Source organism: Bifidobacterium xylocopae (assembly GCF_003315615.1).
GTDB classification, from domain to species: Bacteria; Actinomycetota; Actinomycetes; order Actinomycetales; family Bifidobacteriaceae; genus Bombiscardovia; species Bombiscardovia xylocopae.
In genome coordinates this window covers 79,637-94,246 of the sequence record NZ_PDCH01000003.1, presented here as the reverse complement: position 1 = coordinate 94,246, position 14,610 = coordinate 79,637, and the positions used below count along the sequence as shown (strand labels likewise).

Here is a 14,610-nt window from a genome sequence, read left to right as displayed (position 1 = left end):
TTCCCTAGTCAGCGCTCCTGCGTCAGCTTGCCGGCATGTAGGGTCAGCAGGTGCTGGGCGTGGGCCAGTACCGCTGGCCGGTGCGAGACGATGAGGTATGTCTTCCCGTTCCGGTTTGACAGCAAGGCGTCGATGATGCGACCTTCCAACAGCGCGTCCATGTTCGATGTCGGCTCGTCCATAGCGATGAAGGGCGCCTGGCTGAGGAAGGCTCGAGCCACCGAGATTCGCTGCTTCTGACCCTCCGAGAGGCCGGCACCATTATGGTTGAGCACCTGGTCCAGACCCTGCGGCAGTTGGTTGATGACATCATCCAGACATGCTTGACGGGCTGCAGCCTCGACTTCCTCCCGGCTAGCCTCGGGGCGAGCGATGGAGATGTTGTCTGCCAGGGACTGCGAGAAAATGAACGTTTCCTGGCTCACCAGCGTCTCCACCCCTCGCAGGGAGGAGGTACGAACCTGCTCGATCGGCTGCCCGGAGATTGTCAGCTGTCCGTCCGTGCGTTCTCGGAAGTGCAACAACAGGTCGATGAGGGTGGACTTGCCGGCTCCATTCGAGCCTTGAATTCCGATGATGGTGCCCGGTTCCACACTCAGATTGATTCCGTCCAGCACCGACTGCGTTGACGGGGCGTAGGTGAAGGAGAGCCCGCTGGCGGCAATGCCGGTGAATCCGTCCACCTGCTTGCCGTCCTCGCTCTCGCGCACGGCGGGTTCCTCATCCATCAGTGCGAATACGCGACGGGCGGCGGCCAGTGTGGGTTGAAGGCCCGATCCGAGCCGGGCCACGGATACCAAGGGGGCGAATGAGGAGATGAATCCTATGAAAGCGATCATGGCGGCAACGAAGCCCACGTGACCGGTCAAGGCGAGAATCCATATCAGGGCCGCCATCCCAGAGAAGGCGATCAAGGTAGCTGTCTGGGTGAAGATATCGTTCCAGCCTGTGTTGAAATCCGTGTCGCTACGCGCCTGGAGCATGTCATCAGTCGCTTCTGCCAGACGGGTTCTGGTGTGGGTGGCGGCACCCAGATCGAGCAGTTCCCTGCGGCCGTCCAGCGTTTCGAGCAGGAGTGAATGCAACCTGCCTTGGGCATTACGTTCCGCCATGGCTGAGCGGAAGGTGGTTTTGGCTGACAAGAGCGGAACAAGCACGGCGATAACCAGATAGCACAGGATGGCGGCCAGGCCGATTCTCGGTGAAATGCAGGCCAGAACGATCGCATTGATCACGGCCGTAAGCGTGGCTATCGCAATGGGGGAAAGCGTGTGCGCGTAGAAAATCTCGAGGAGCTCGATGTCATTGGTGACGACTGCGACCAGATCGCCCCGGCCTCGTTCATGGAGCTTGGCGGGTGCCAGCTTACGCATTGTGTCAAAGACGGTACCACGGATGTCGCGTAGGGTGCTGAAAGCCATCTGGTGGTTGAAGTACTGCTCGCCATAGGCGAAGAAGCCCCGCAGAAGCCCCATGACGACCGCTGTAATGGCCAGTGGCTTCCAATAGGGATCCAGATTCATGCTACGCATGAAATAGCCGCAGATTGCGGCCGCGCCGCACATGACCGCCCATATGGAGCATAGGTGGCCCATTGTGCCGCAGGCGATCGCTTTGAACTCCACGGACTTGAGGGGGAACATGAGCGTCGCCATCCGCTTCATCGTTGGTAGAGCGCTCGCAGTCTTGTCGTTGGTCGCATTCGTACCGTCCGTATGATCGGTGGGAGGTTCGGCGGTGTCTGTGGCGACCGAGTCGGCTGATGGGGGAAGGTCTGTGCCGCCCCCTTCACTAGTCAGGTTCTCCAGACGGTCCTGTTCCCGCCATTGTTGGGCGAATGGGCCGTCCCCAACGCTCAGGAGGTCGAAACTGCCCGATTGGGCGAGTGTGCCGTGCTCCAGCACGAGGATGCGATCAGCCTGACGTACACCTGCCAGCCGGTGGGTGATGGTGATGACCAAGTGATCTCTGCCCAACTCATCCATCAGAGTGGCCAAGGCACGGTCGTGGTCGCGATCGACGGCGCTGGTGGCCTCGTCGAAGATGTAGATGGGGGTGTCACGCAGAAGGCCGCGAGCGATGCATAGCCGTTGCCGCTGACCTCCGGACAGGTTGGCGCCGGCTTGCTCAACCTGAGCGTCCAGCCCACCCCGGGCGCTAAGCAGGTCGTTTAGGTCCGCCTGGACGAGGGCATGGGTCAGCTGCTCGTCACTGTAGCCCACGCCGGCTGGGTCAAGATTGGAGCGGATGCTGCCGGAGAAGAGGTGGTCGTTTCCGGAGATGATGGTTTCCAGTCCGACCAGGCGGTCGGCAGGCAGGGAGGAAAGTTCCTGACCATCTATGGTGATTGAACCCTGATAGCCCGTCAAACGGCCGGTGAGCAAGCCCGCCAGTGTGCTCTTTCCGGAGCCTGAGGCGCCCACCAGGCCGAAATGACCGTGGGTGGGCAGATCAAAGGAGATGCTATCCAAAGCCTGGAAGTCGTCAGGGTAGGCAAAGGTCAGGGACTGGATGTGAATGCCATCGGCCAAACGGGCCTCTGCCTGCTGATTCCGGGCCGCTGTCCCGTCCTGCACGGGGAAGGTCTCCTTGTCCACGGCAGTGTTCGTGGTTTGGGCTACAGGCGTCCCCTGGCCGGCGGTCCGAGCGGCCCGGGCCTTGAGGATTGCCTTACCGTGCTTAATCGCCACTGTGCCGGCATGGGTCAGATAAACCAACTGGCGTTCAGGACTGAACAGACGGATGCTGGTGGCCGCGATCACGACCGCGGTCATCAGGCCGGTGGACGAGCCTCGCCCCATGGCCGTGGCCGCCAGGCTTGCGAGGATGGCCGCTATGTAGATGATGCCGTCAGCTCCGATTAGGCTGCGCAGCTGGCCTCCCAGCAAGTCCATCGTTGCCTTGCGGAAGCCTTCGGACTCCTCGTTCAGCTGTTCGGCTTGGCGAAGATCGGCGCCGAATATCTTCAGCGTGGGGAGCCCGCGCAGGGCTTCCTCGAAGCGCACGCCCACACTGTCGTACTTCTTCAGATGGTTGACCTGGGTGGCGATTTCCTTGGAACGTGTGGTGTTCGCAGCGAACGGCAGGACTGCCATGCCTATGATGACAATTAACCCGGCCGCCCAGTTGAGCGGCAGGAGGACCAGCGCCGCAACCACGATCATCAGGGTGGACTGGACCAGGGTGGGCAGGAAGCTTGTGAAGTAGGTGCAGACCGATTTGACGCCTTCGGTGGAGAGCATCGCCATGCTCTGGTTGGGGACCGGCTTATCTCCGGCGCCGTCTTGGGCGGGGGGCCGTGTTGGGTCGAACAGGGAAAGGTAGAGATCGGCTGACAGGGCGGCGCCCATACTGTCACCCAGCTTCAGGGCCGACTGATTGGCGATCATGATGCACAGGCATTTGACCGCAGCCAGGGCCAGCAGCCAGATCATCGTGGCCAGCGGGTCGGCGAGGAAGGGGGTGAGCCATGCCGGCCCCCCGAGGCCGAAGAGGTGGCCCAGGCCGAAGATGGCCAGCGGCAGCATCATGATTTCGGCCAGGGCGCCCACTGCCTGTAGGATGCCAATGATGATCGAACGGCGCACATCAGCGCCTGGCAGGTTCAAAAGATCTTTGTTTATCATGTCTCGGCTCTGTATCGGGGGAAGTCATATCTGCAATGAACCCTAGCAAAACAGAGCCCCGCGAACAATGGTGCTATGACGAATTTCACGCCGCGCCTGTGTTGTGCGGAAAGCTGGTCTGATGGCTCCGTGGAACCTGGGCCAGGACACGCCCCGGGGTTGACCGGGCGAATCCCCCCCCCCCTCCCCAAGGGTGTTCGATGATCTTCCAGCGTTCGTCCAGTCGGTCGTCTCAATGTGTCAACCACCAGTAGCTGGCTGATGAATTTGCGGCAATCTACCATGCAGCCTGCAGCGATGAGATTGCGCTTGATGCGGCAGGCGTTCATGAAGCGGTTCAGGTCGGACGGGTCCCAGTCCCGAAAGCTTTCTGCTGGGGCTGGGACGCAGCGTCATATTCTCTTCGCGGTAGTGCGGCCGTGCCTGTCTGCCCTTGCTCTGGTTTATGCGATACGGGCAGGTTGTGGGACGCTTTTTCCGTTGTGCAAGCCGGGCCATACTGGTCTTGAGCGGGTGTGGTGCCGATGGGGGGCAGGGTAGACGTATCGCGTCCGGTTCAGTGCGCTATGGATTCGCTGCCGGCGGTGTAGCGGCGCTCGTCGTTCATGGTGGCGAAATTAAGTCCGATCAGGATGCCGCCGCCGACGAAGTTGCCCAGCATGGCGATTGCCACCACGCCGATGGCCTGCCCTGCGTTCACCGCCCCGTAGGTGCCCAGGATCAGGAAGAGTGCGGAGTCGGCGACCGAGTGTTCGAAGCCGCAGAAGGCGAATACGAAGACCGCCATGACCATGATCGTGCACTTGGTGAAGTCGTTGGTGAGCTTGCCGTTGTAGACCATGAGCATGGCGATGTTGATGCAGAAGTTGCACAGAATGCCACGTACGAACAGGTCGGCGACACCGTGCCAGCCCCCTGCGATGTAGCCGGTCTTGGTGGCGGCGGCAGCCAGCATCTGGGCCATTGTGGGGCCAGAGATGATTGTCGAGAAACGCAGGATGACCGCCACAACCAGGGCTCCTGCAAGGTTGCCCAACAGGCACAGGCCCAGGATACGCAGGGAGTGGATCCAGCCTAGACGCTTGTGGTAGGCGCCGATCGTGACCACCATCATGTTCGAGGTCAGCAGCTCGGAATTGGTGTAGTAGATCAGTACCAGGGCCCAGCCGAAGGTGAGTGCGGCGATGGCTCGACCCGCCAGTTTCAGCCCAGGATTTGCTGGGTCCGCGGAGAACTGGCCGACGATGTAGAAGAAGGCGGTGAAGAAGATGCCTACGAACAGGCCAGCCATGACCGCCCGCTGCAGGTACTTGCTGGTCATCCGACCGGTCATCGTGTCCTTGCTGTCCACCACATCCAACACGGTGGAAATGAAGGTGCGACCCGGGAAGAGGGGCTTGGTGTTCTCATCGCCGGTCGCGTCTGTCGTTTGGTCCGTCTTCGCGCTCGCAGGCGCGTTTCGTTCAAGCTTCTCGTTCACGAGTTTCATTATGTCATCTATGCATGAAATGCATGAAGGCCAGATTGCACAGGCCTGGTTGACGGCCCGTATAGGGGGCGGCGGCAGCCGGCCATCCGCTGGCGGGATGGTTGCGATCCGGGGATCTTGCTCACTGGCATCATAGGTGCCATTGCCGATGGTGTTGGTGTGCCGAAACCGGGGATTCCGCGCCGACCAGTGCTTATGGCGGCAAGATGGTTGTGCCCGTTTGGGATGCTGTGCCCTTCCGCCTGTGCCTGGAAATTCGATGGTTTCGACGGCGGGGTGATGGGTTGACGAGGGCTTACACGGAGGATTTGAGGATGCAGCCAACAATGTGACGTGCACTGCAGGCAAGGGCCTGGCTGCTTGCGCCAGGCTGCCGGAGGGACCAGTGGTCGTACCAGGAACATGATTCGCATGAGCTCCTGAGGGCGATGACGGCGATGGGCATAGTCCACCCTTGTGCCTATACGCGAATCGGCCGGGCGCATCGGTGGTCTGGTGTGCATGGAGACCGATTGGCCGGCCACACGGCTAGGGACCGGGATGGAGCGGTTTAATCGCCTTAGGTCCTGGTGGCTGTTACCGGCAGTCGTTGCCGGCCCTGCCTTGGGGCCCCAACGGTACGGATTGAGCCTTATGCCTGCTTATTCGCGTTGCAAGCAAGCGCCTCGGGAACCAGGGTGGTCAGGTCGGTATTCAGAGCCGTCGCAAGGGCTAGGAGGTTGCGCAGGCTTGGGTTGCTGGGTTGACCACTGCGGTTCGCGCCGGCTTCCAGACGCTGGCACTGAGAACGGCTCAGCCCGGTAGCCGCTGCCAACTGCTCCTGGCTGAGATTGCGTTCACTACGCAGGCGTTGCAGGTTGCGTCCGAATTCCCGTGCGAATGTCACCCATTCCTCATCCGTGAATACTGCTTGTGGCATGGTTCCAGTCTACTGCGGGGGCCCCGGTTCCGGTATAAGTAACGTCGCTGGTTTATCAGGGGATGGAGGAATGCGGCCATATGCTCTTAGGCGGGTTGATGGGCAAACGTGCACCTCTAGGATGCGCCTAATCATTCGTCTTCACACGGAAACGCACGGACGGCGGGCGCGGGGGGGGGGCTTATAAACGTTGGTATAGAGCCGTGTTCAGCAAGAAAAAGGGTTCCCGGGCGATGCCCGGAATCCCACGAAGTGGAGCTGAGGAGACTCGAACTCCTGACCCTCTGCTTGCAAAGCAGATGCGCTACCAGCTGCGCCACAGCCCCAAGAAATGAATCATACCAACATGCAGGGTCTTGAAGGAACCGCTGCGTGGGCCTGGGAGGACTTGAACCTCCGACCTCATCCTTATCAGGGATGCGCTCTAACCAGCTGAGCTACAGGCCCAAACCGCGTGATAAGCCATCACACAAGCAGCCAGGTTACCATACGGCCGTCGAAAGTCAATTCTCCGAGTGCCTTCCGAGTGTCACGGCATCCAGTGACGGCCAGGGAAATCAGCGGGTCGGAGGAGAATGGGAGCATGCCTAATTCCTTTCAGCGGGCTCGGGCGGGACGCCAGGGTCGGGAGGTCCTCTCCAGGCGGTGGATTGATGTGAATGGCGAACAGGCGCTCCTCATCCGTAAACAGGTAAAGAACGTCTACCTGCGTATCAAGCCGCCGGACGCGCATATCGAGATAACGGCGCCTGCCAGGATTCCCGAAGCGGAGGTCCGGCGCTTTGCCGCATCCAAACTGGGCTGGATTCGTTCGACCAGGGATCGTATCGCCCGGTCCGAGCGGATCTTCGACGAAGGTGCTGCCGGTAACGGGGCCGGCTGGGGTGCCGCTTCCGGCTCGCCCAGTGAATCAACGGGTGGCAATGGTGAACGGCTGCGCCGGGCCAGGGCCATCATTGAGGAACAGCTGCCCGGACTTGTGGACAGGTGGGTTCCGGTGGTTGGGCGCGGGCCGTCCGCCATCACCCTGCGGCGGATGACGACCCGCTGGGGATCCTGCACACCCGCCACCGGGCGTATCCGCCTGAACCTGGAACTGGCTTGGTTGGAGCCCCGCTTTCTTGAGTACGTTCTGGTGCATGAACTGACTCATCTGCGCGCATCGGGGCACGGGGACCGCTTTCAGGGGTTGATGGATTCTTATCTACCGGGATGGCGGGAGCTGCGGCGGGCGCTGAACAGGTATGTCATCATCTGAGCCCCTCCCAGCGGCTGTGGACCATTGTGGATAAGTCGGTGGATACATTGACGTTCGACCACATTCCCATTTCCGCTGATACCCGGCGTTCAAGTGGAGTAACTTGGGGGAATAAGTGGGTAAGGCGATGAATTGGACTTCGACTTGATGGCAGAGCGGTGCCGGATCAACTTGTGAGGAAAGGGGTCTGATATGGCGGATGTAAGTGAGGCGGTCGGGTGTGCGGTTGTGACCGGGGCTTCCAGCGGCATCGGTGCGGCATCGGCGCGAGCCTTGGTGGCACACGGCTGGCGGGTGGTCGGGCTCGCCCGCCGTGAGGATAAACTCGCCGCGATGGCGGACGGACTGGGACAAGCCTTCTCCTATCGGGTCTGTGACATGACCGACGAGGCTTCCACCCAGGCCGCCGTCGATGAGATCATGGCCGCCGGGCCTGTCAAGGCCTTGGTCAACTGTGCGGGCAGGGCAATCGGCAAGGATTCGGTGGCGACCTCCAAGTTGGACGATTGGCGGGCCATGTATGAGCTCAACGTGCTGGGCACGTTGCGCATCACGCAGAAGCTGTTGCCGGCACTGGAGCAGGACGAGGGGAGCGTGTTGATCGTCTCTTCGACCGCCGGCATTGAACCATACGAGGGGGGCGGTGGATACTGCGCCTCCAAGTCCGCTGAACGGGTCATGGCCCGGATCTTGCGGCTGGAACTGATCGGTAAGCCGGTTCGGGTGATCGACATCGCGCCTGGCATGGTCCATACCGATGAATTCTCGGTCAAGCGCTTCGCTGGTGACCGGTCCAAGGCCCAAGCGGTATACGCCGGCGTACCGGATCCACTGACGGCCGCGGACGTGGCTGACTGTGTGACCTGGGCTCTGGATCAGCCGGACACGGTCAACATCGACCAGATCGTGGTCCGCCCACGCGCCGAGGGTTCCTACACCAAGGTCTACCGGCGCTGAGCCCGGTCCCCTTGGACAGGCGATGGTCGGGGTGGGGGTTTATCGGTCGTAACCCTTGCTGGGGCGGTGAAGGTTTTGATCTAGCGGGCGTCGAGGGGATGACCGTTTTTGACAGACGATCGTGCAAGTCCCCAGCAGCACGGACAGCAGGGATCCGGCCAATACGCCCACCAAGGCGGTATGCTCCAAATCCGGTTCCTTGAAAGCCAGCTGGGCCATCAGGAACGACATCGTGAATCCGATACCGCACAACTGTGCCGGGGCGATCAGATCGGGCAGCCGTGCGCCCAGTGGTGGCTTGATGCCCAGCCGCGAGCAGAAGGCAACCACCCCCATGATGCCCACCGGTTTGCCCAAGGCCAAGCCCAGACAGATCCCAAGGAAAACAGGGCTGGTCAGCCAGTTGAGTTTGAAACCACCCAGGGGAATACCCAAGGAGCAGAAAGCGAACAAGGGCAGGGCCAGCAGCGCCGACAAAGGTATCAAGCGGGCTTCGAGCCGGGCCGCACGCGAACTGCTTTGTGGGGTATCGGCCCGGGCCGGTGTGAGCAGTCCCAAAGCCACGCCCGCCAGAACCGGATGGATTCCTGCCAACAGGAAGCCGTACCAGGCCAAGGGTGCCGCCAAGGCCATGCCGAACTTCGCGGGCCATGCCAAGCGCCGTAAACGGGCAAGCACCGACCATAAGGTCAAACCGGACGCAGCCAAAAGCAGACCCCAGACGTTGCCGGGTTCTGAAAAGCAGACCGCGATGAGAATGACTCCGATAATGTCATCGCATACCGCCAGCGTCATCAGGAACGCCTGCACTGAGGGGCTGGTCCGGGGAGCCAGGATTTGAAGCGCGGCCAAGGAGAAAGCCACATCGGTGGCGGTGGGTACCGCCCAACCACCCGCTGTGATGGGGGATTTCAGGTTGATGAGGACGTAGACCGCTATCGGGACCGCTACCCCGCCCGTTGCGGACAGGAGAGGGAGTAGGGCTTGTTTGGGTCTTTGCAGGGTGCCCGAGGTCATTTCCTGCCGCAACTCCAGGCCGGTGACCAGGAAGAAACAGGCGAGCAGCCCGTCCTGCACCCATCCGCCGACCGACAAATCTAAATGCCGGGAGGTGGGAAGGTCCGACAGCGGCACCCAGGAGACGGCGACCTGATAGAGCTGGCCGAGCTTGGGTACGTTGGCGCACACCAACCCCGCCAGGGCGGCGGACATCATCAACAGTCCCGCTTTGCGGTCGTCCTCGGCGAAGGTGTGCAAGTGGTAGGTGAAATTGTGGAAACGGCGGCCTGGTCTGGGCACGGTTACCCCCATCTGTAGCGACATGAATCCTGCGTCGCCGACCAGTCTTCCCGGCATGAGACAAAACCGTCTCCCATTGCAACAGTCTAACCCTGCGCCCGAACTTGATGGCAGACAACCCCGATCCTTACGACAATGCCGGGCAGACAAGGGGAACAAGAAACGGAGCCTGCCGCCCCGGTAAGGCGACTGGCTCCGTTAGAGAAAAGGGCGCTTTAGCGCTCCGAGCGATTGGGCTCAGATCAGGTGGGACCTCATGAACCACTGGAAGTGCTCCAGCTCCTGAACATGATCCTGGATGATGTTGGAAGAAATGACATCCAGGTCATCCAGCTCCTTGATGGCCTGGCGGTCGGCAATGATGAACTCGCTGTAGTAGTCGTTCAGCGCCTTGAGGTAATCAAGGGCCTCCTGGCGGCCGGCGATTTCGATGCCCTTCCAGGTGCGGTTCTTGATGATGTCGTCAGGACGGCCGTCCGCCTGGCCACCCAGGGTGGCGATGCGCTCTGCGGTCTCGTCGGCCATGGCCAGTACGGAGTCGACCTCCGGGTCCATCATCTCGTGGATGCCGATGAAGTTCTTGCCCTTCATGTTCCAATGGGCATGCTTAAGGACGAGCGCGCACTCCTGCTCGTTGCTAAGCCTGCTCTGCAGAATCGTGATGACCTTCTTGCTGGTCTCGGCGTCGAGCCCGGGAACCGTGAATTCCAATGCCATGACTACTCCTTTGTCTGCCGTCTGCTGGAGGGATTCCAGTCTGGCCTGTGATGCCCGACGGCTGGTCTGTCGCTCTGCGACCTGGCCTTACTTACAAGATTAGAGGACGACCGCCGGAAGTCAACTCGCCCCGAACCTGTTTTCTGTAAGAAAGTATGCATCAGGCGTGTGCAACCCGGTCTTTCCCTGCGGAGGCATCGTCCTCTCCGGCGTTGCGCTCGCTTTCCCGCCTGCGCACCTGGATGGTTTCGATCCGTCGGCCGTCCACCTTGGAGACGACCATGTCGTAGCCATCGTCGGAGTGGAGTATGTCGCCTACTTCGCCCAGCTTGCCGGTGTGGGCCAGAAAATAGCCGGCTACCGTCTCGTATGGGCCGTCCTCCAGTTCGATGCCGGTCAGATCCGCGAAATCCTCTATGGTCATGCCGCCCTCGACGGTTGCCACGCCGTCCACGAAAGCGGTTCGGTCGGGCCTGGGGCCGCCTTTCTCCTCGGGCAGGTCGTACTCATCGCGTATGTCGCCGACGAGTTCTTCGGTCATGTCCTCCAGGGTGACGATACCGTCTGTGCCGCCGTACTCGTCGATCACCACGGCCAGATGGATGCCCCGCTTGCGCAGCTTCTCAAGGCTGGGCAGGAGTTTGGATGTGCCTGGAAGGGAGATGCCGGGACGGGTCACGTCAGCGACGGTCCGGGCCTTCGAATCACGTACGTCCAGCAGGTCACGAACGTGCACGAAGCCCAGCACGTCATCGAAGTCGCGGCCGGTCACCGGATAGCGGGAGTAGGGCTCCTTGCGCACGAAGGCCGCCGCTTTCTCCAGGCTCATGTCGGCGGAGATGAAGACCACGTCGGCGCGCGGGCGCATCACTTCGGCCACACTGGTCTCTGAAGCGTCGAACACATCGCCCAGGATCACCCGTTCGTCCTTGCTCAGGTTCGTGTTGGATGAGACCAGCACCCGCAGTTCATCGTCGGAGACCTCGGTGTCGGTCTGTTGCGGGTCGAAGCCCAACAGTCGCACCAAGCCGTTGGTGTTCTTGCCGATCAGCCAGATGAGCGGTCTGCAGATTGTGGAGAAGACATCGATGGCGGGGACCACCCCACGGGCTATCTGCTCGCCACGTTGCATGGCGATGCGCTTGGGTACCAGTTCGGAGATCACGATGGAGAAATACGAGATAATCAAGGTCAAGGCAATGGTCGTCAGCGTGGACGCGAGGCTGGCCGGCACACCCCAGGAACGTACGATCGGGGCCACCGACGGAGCTATCGATGAGGCGCCGAACGATGCGGAAAGGAAACCGGAAAGTGTGACACCGATCTGTACGGCGGACAGGAAGGTGTTTGGGTCGCGGGCAATCTTGGCCACGCGTGCCCCCCGTGCGTCCTCCTGTTCCATCTGGTCCAGCTGCGAGCCGCGCAAGGAGACCAGCGCCAGCTCGGTGCCGGAGAAAACGGAACCGATCAGCAGGAAGATGAAAACCAATAGGATATTGAGCCAAAGCGCCATGCTTCAAATGTACGTGGAATCCGCGATAAGTGCGGGCGTGAAGGGCGGATGCCCGTCCATGTGCCGAACGTCACATCGGAGGGGCGCACTGCACCCTTCTTTTTCCTGTGCCCAACGCGTACGATGACAATCGTATGGCTGTGGACGCCGGAGCGGTTGCGCCGGGGGCGATGGCGCTTGCCGCGCGGGCGGTCATGGTTGACGGCCCTGGTGTGCGTGCTCAACGCGCATGCCTTTCCCTATGACGATAAAGAGGTAATGATGACCCTGTTGCAGCACGAGCTGACTGAGTTCAAGACCCAGGCTTTCCAGGACAACGAGTTCCACGAGGTGACCAAGCAGGACCTGATGGGGCACTGGTCGGTGCTCTTCTTCTATCCGGCGGATTTCACCTTTGTATGCCCCACCGAACTGGAGGACCTGGCCACCCGCTACGAGGACTTCAAGAAGGCCGGTTGCGAGATTTACTCGGTCTCCTGTGACACCGAGTTTGTGCACAAGGCCTGGCATGAAGCCAATGAGAAGATCAACAAGATCCAGTTCCCCATGTTGGCCGACCCGACCGCCACCCTGGCCCGCGACCTGGACACTTACAGTGAATCCGAAGGCAAGGCTGAGCGTGGCGACTTCATCCTGAGCCCCGAAGGCAAGGTCGTGGCCTACGAGGTCATCTCTTCCAACGTGGGCCGCAATGCCGACGAAATCCTGCGCAGGGTGCAGGCCTCCCAGTTCGTCTACGAGCATGGCGATCAGGTCTGCCCGGCAAAGTGGGAGCCCGGGGAGGAGACCATCGAGCCCAGCCTCGACCTGGTCGGTCAGCTCTGATTGGCGTTCGTCGGCGGATTTAGGCGCCGGCGCTGTGGCGATCGGCCCCCGCTGCGCTGTTACGCGGCAGGGGCCGAGCAGTTTGGTATGGAAGTAGGGTTTGCTGGCTGCGGCGGCGCACTGGAGGTCCGTCGTGCTCGCAGGGCCTGTATCTGAGGAGTGTTTTCACGTGAAACAAGACGATCTTTACGATGTGGTCATCATCGGTGGCGGCCCTGCGGGTCTGGCAGCCGGGCTCTATCTGGCCCGTGCGCGCTATCGGACGCTCATCCTGGAGCAGGCGGATTTCGGCGGGCAGGTCACGATCACCGCCGAGGTGGTCAACTATCCCGGTGTCGCCAGGACCGACGGCCGGCAGCTGACCGAAACCATGCGCCAGCAGGCGCAGGACTTCGGTGCCGAGTTCATGTCCGCCGAGGCTACCGGGGTGGATGTGGATGGTGACATCAAGACCGTGCACACCACCCGCGGCGAGCTCAGGACCTTCGGCGTTTTGATCGCCACTGGAGCCAGCCCCCGTAAATTGGGCTTCGCGGGCGAGGAGGAGTACGCCGGGCGGGGTGTGGCCTACTGTGCCACCTGTGACGGCGAGTTCTTCACCGGGCGCGAGGTGCTGGTGGTCGGTGGTGGGTTCGCCGCAGCCGAGGAGTCGGTCTTCCTGACCAAATACGCCTCCAAGGTCACGCTCTTGGTGCGCGAGGATGATTTCACGTGCGACGGCGCCGTGGCCGCCGAGGCCAAGTCAAACCCGAATATCGAAATCCGCTACAATACCGAGCTCCTGGGTGTATCGGCGGGCCAGGGTGGCCTGGTGGAGGCGAGGATCAAGGACAACAAGGCCGGGCGTGAATATACCTGGGAGCCGGCAGACAAAGGCACCTTCGGCGTATTCGTGTTCGCCGGCTACGTGCCGCAGACCGGGCTGGTCAGGGGCGTGGTCGAGTTGGACAAGCGGGGTTATGTCGTCACGCACGGAGACTTGGAGACTTCGGTCCCCGGCGTTTATGCCGCCGGCGACCTGCGTGTGAAGAATCTGCGCCAGGTCATCACCGCCACCGCCGATGGGGCCGTGGCCGCCGTGGAGCTGGAGCGCTACGCGTCCGACATGTCCAAGAAGACGGGCCTTGTGCCCCCTCGCCCGACTGATACGCCATACGAACAGAAAGAGGAGGCTGCCGCCAAGTCCGCGGCTTCGGCAGGTACGTCTCCCGCGCCGGCCGCGCCGCGCGACCAGGGCGGTCAGACCCGGACCTCCGGGTTTTTCAACGATGCCATCCGTAAGCAGCTGAACGTGGTCTTCTCCAAGATGGCCCAGCCACTCACGCTTGAGCTGACCTTGGATTCCACGAAGCTTTCGACTGAGCTGGAAGGCTTCGTCGGCGAGCTGGTCAGCCTTTCCGATGGCAAGCTCAGCAGCCAGGTGGTCGACCGGTCGGACATCGAGTATGACCCCTCCGCAGGCCTACCCCTGGCCCGTCCATACGTAGAGCTGTGCCGGCGCGGTGATGACGACCGGTTGGACCGTACCGGTATGGGCTTCCATGGGGTGCCATCCGGGCATGAGTTCAACTCATTTGTGCTGGCCCTGTACAACGCGGCCGGTCCCGGCCAGACACTTGACCGGGCCACCGAGGAACGGATCGGAAGCATCGCCGAACCGACCGATGTGATGCTTCTGGTCTCCCTGACATGCACCATGTGCCCCACCACCGTGCTGTCCTCCCAGCGCATCGCCGCAGGCAATCCGAATGTGCGTGCGCAAGCCTACGACGTATCGCGCTTCCCTGAGCTCAAAGACCGGTACAACGTAATGAGCGTGCCTTGTATCGTGATCAACCGGGGCGGCGATCAGACCGTCGAGTTCGGCAAGAAGTCCGTCCCCGAGATGCTTGACCTGATTGGGGCTTGAGGCTCAAGTCCCCCCCCCCCCCGGGCGGGTCCTCAGTCCTTTTGCCAAGATGTTAGTGGGCCCAGGCCACTATCGGTGCCCATCGTTTTGAGCCGACA

10 protein-coding genes and 2 tRNA genes are annotated in these 14,610 nt (G+C 61.5%); 4 read left to right on the top strand and 8 right to left on the bottom strand.

All coding sequences use genetic code 11. The features are described 5' to 3' along the window. Window positions 1-8: 8 nt before the first annotated feature. The 5 genes from CRD59_RS02615 to CRD59_RS02595 all read right to left on the bottom strand — a co-directional run bounded on the left by CRD59_RS02615 (window position 9) and on the right by CRD59_RS02595 (window position 6,481). A complete protein-coding gene (locus tag CRD59_RS02615) occupies window positions 9-3,626 on the bottom strand; it encodes an ABC transporter ATP-binding protein/permease (RefSeq protein WP_113853046.1) in 3,618 nt (1,205 codons plus the stop codon). Between the two features lie 556 nt (window positions 3,627-4,182). Then, window positions 4,183-5,106, bottom strand: coding sequence for a formate/nitrite transporter family protein (locus CRD59_RS02610; RefSeq protein WP_236632678.1), 924 nt, complete (start codon window positions 5,104-5,106; stop codon window positions 4,183-4,185). Window positions 5,107-5,746: 640 nt separating this feature from the next. Further along, entirely contained in the window at window positions 5,747-6,034 is a 288-nt protein-coding gene (locus CRD59_RS02605; protein ID WP_113853044.1) for a helix-turn-helix domain-containing protein, read from the bottom strand. 253 nt (window positions 6,035-6,287) lie between these two features. Beyond that, window positions 6,288-6,360, bottom strand: a tRNA-Ala gene (locus tag CRD59_RS02600). A gap of 47 nt (window positions 6,361-6,407) precedes the next feature. After that, window positions 6,408-6,481: transfer RNA gene (locus tag CRD59_RS02595), tRNA-Ile, on the bottom strand. Between the two features lie 136 nt (window positions 6,482-6,617). Between CRD59_RS02595 and CRD59_RS02590 the strand changes: the two genes are divergently transcribed. Together CRD59_RS02590 and CRD59_RS02585 are read left to right on the top strand one after the other, a co-directional pair. Further along, on the top strand, window positions 6,618-7,292 hold the full coding sequence (locus CRD59_RS02590; protein ID WP_236632677.1) for a YgjP family zinc-dependent metalloprotease: 675 nt from the start codon (window positions 6,618-6,620) through the stop codon (window positions 7,290-7,292). Window positions 7,293-7,484: 192 nt separating this feature from the next. Continuing rightward, on the top strand, window positions 7,485-8,249 hold the full coding sequence (locus CRD59_RS02585; RefSeq protein WP_113853043.1) for an SDR family oxidoreductase: 765 nt from the start codon (window positions 7,485-7,487) through the stop codon (window positions 8,247-8,249). Between the two features lie 39 nt (window positions 8,250-8,288). Here CRD59_RS02585 and CRD59_RS02580 read toward each other — a convergent pair whose 3' ends face one another. The 3 genes from CRD59_RS02580 to CRD59_RS02570 form a co-directional block, all read right to left on the bottom strand. Further along, window positions 8,289-9,572 (bottom strand): Na+/H+ antiporter NhaA, encoded by a 1,284-nt coding sequence (locus CRD59_RS02580; protein ID WP_161522263.1) that lies wholly within the window; start codon window positions 9,570-9,572, stop codon window positions 8,289-8,291. Window positions 9,573-9,785: 213 nt separating this feature from the next. Further along, a complete protein-coding gene (locus tag CRD59_RS02575; protein WP_113853041.1) occupies window positions 9,786-10,265 on the bottom strand; it encodes a Dps family protein in 480 nt (159 codons plus the stop codon). Window positions 10,266-10,425: 160 nt separating this feature from the next. After that, entirely contained in the window at window positions 10,426-11,778 is a 1,353-nt protein-coding gene (locus tag CRD59_RS02570) for a hemolysin family protein (RefSeq protein WP_113853040.1), read from the bottom strand. A gap of 261 nt (window positions 11,779-12,039) precedes the next feature. Between CRD59_RS02570 and CRD59_RS02565 the strand changes: the two genes are divergently transcribed. Both CRD59_RS02565 and CRD59_RS02560 read left to right on the top strand, forming a co-directional pair. Then, complete coding sequence (locus CRD59_RS02565) at window positions 12,040-12,603, top strand: redoxin domain-containing protein (protein WP_113853039.1); 564 nt, start codon at window positions 12,040-12,042, stop codon at window positions 12,601-12,603. Window positions 12,604-12,772: 169 nt separating this feature from the next. Beyond that, the gene (locus CRD59_RS02560) at window positions 12,773-14,512 is read left to right on the top strand and encodes an FAD-dependent oxidoreductase (RefSeq protein ID WP_113853038.1); all 1,740 of its coding nucleotides are present in this window, start codon (window positions 12,773-12,775) and stop codon (window positions 14,510-14,512) included. Window positions 14,513-14,610 lie beyond the last annotated feature (98 nt).

Bases quoted from the DNA above. Each gene is read 5' to 3' on its own strand.
- CRD59_RS02575 (WP_113853041.1), bottom strand. From the start codon at position 10,265: ATGGCATTGGAATTCACGGTTCCCGGGCTCGACGCCGAGACCAGCAAG.
- CRD59_RS02605 (WP_113853044.1), bottom strand. From the start codon at position 6,034: ATGCCACAAGCAGTATTCACGGATGAGGAATGGGTGACATTCGCACGG.
- CRD59_RS02570 (WP_113853040.1), bottom strand. From the start codon at position 11,778: ATGGCGCTTTGGCTCAATATCCTATTGGTTTTCATCTTCCTGCTGATC.
- CRD59_RS02615 (WP_113853046.1), bottom strand. From the start codon at position 3,626: ATGATAAACAAAGATCTTTTGAACCTGCCAGGCGCTGATGTGCGCCGT.
- CRD59_RS02580 (WP_161522263.1), bottom strand. From the start codon at position 9,572: ATGTCGCTACAGATGGGGGTAACCGTGCCCAGACCAGGCCGCCGTTTC.
- CRD59_RS02585 (WP_113853043.1), top strand. From the start codon at position 7,485: ATGGCGGATGTAAGTGAGGCGGTCGGGTGTGCGGTTGTGACCGGGGCT.
- CRD59_RS02565 (WP_113853039.1), top strand. From the start codon at position 12,040: ATGACCCTGTTGCAGCACGAGCTGACTGAGTTCAAGACCCAGGCTTTC.
- CRD59_RS02590 (WP_236632677.1), top strand. From the start codon at position 6,618: ATGCCTAATTCCTTTCAGCGGGCTCGGGCGGGACGCCAGGGTCGGGAG.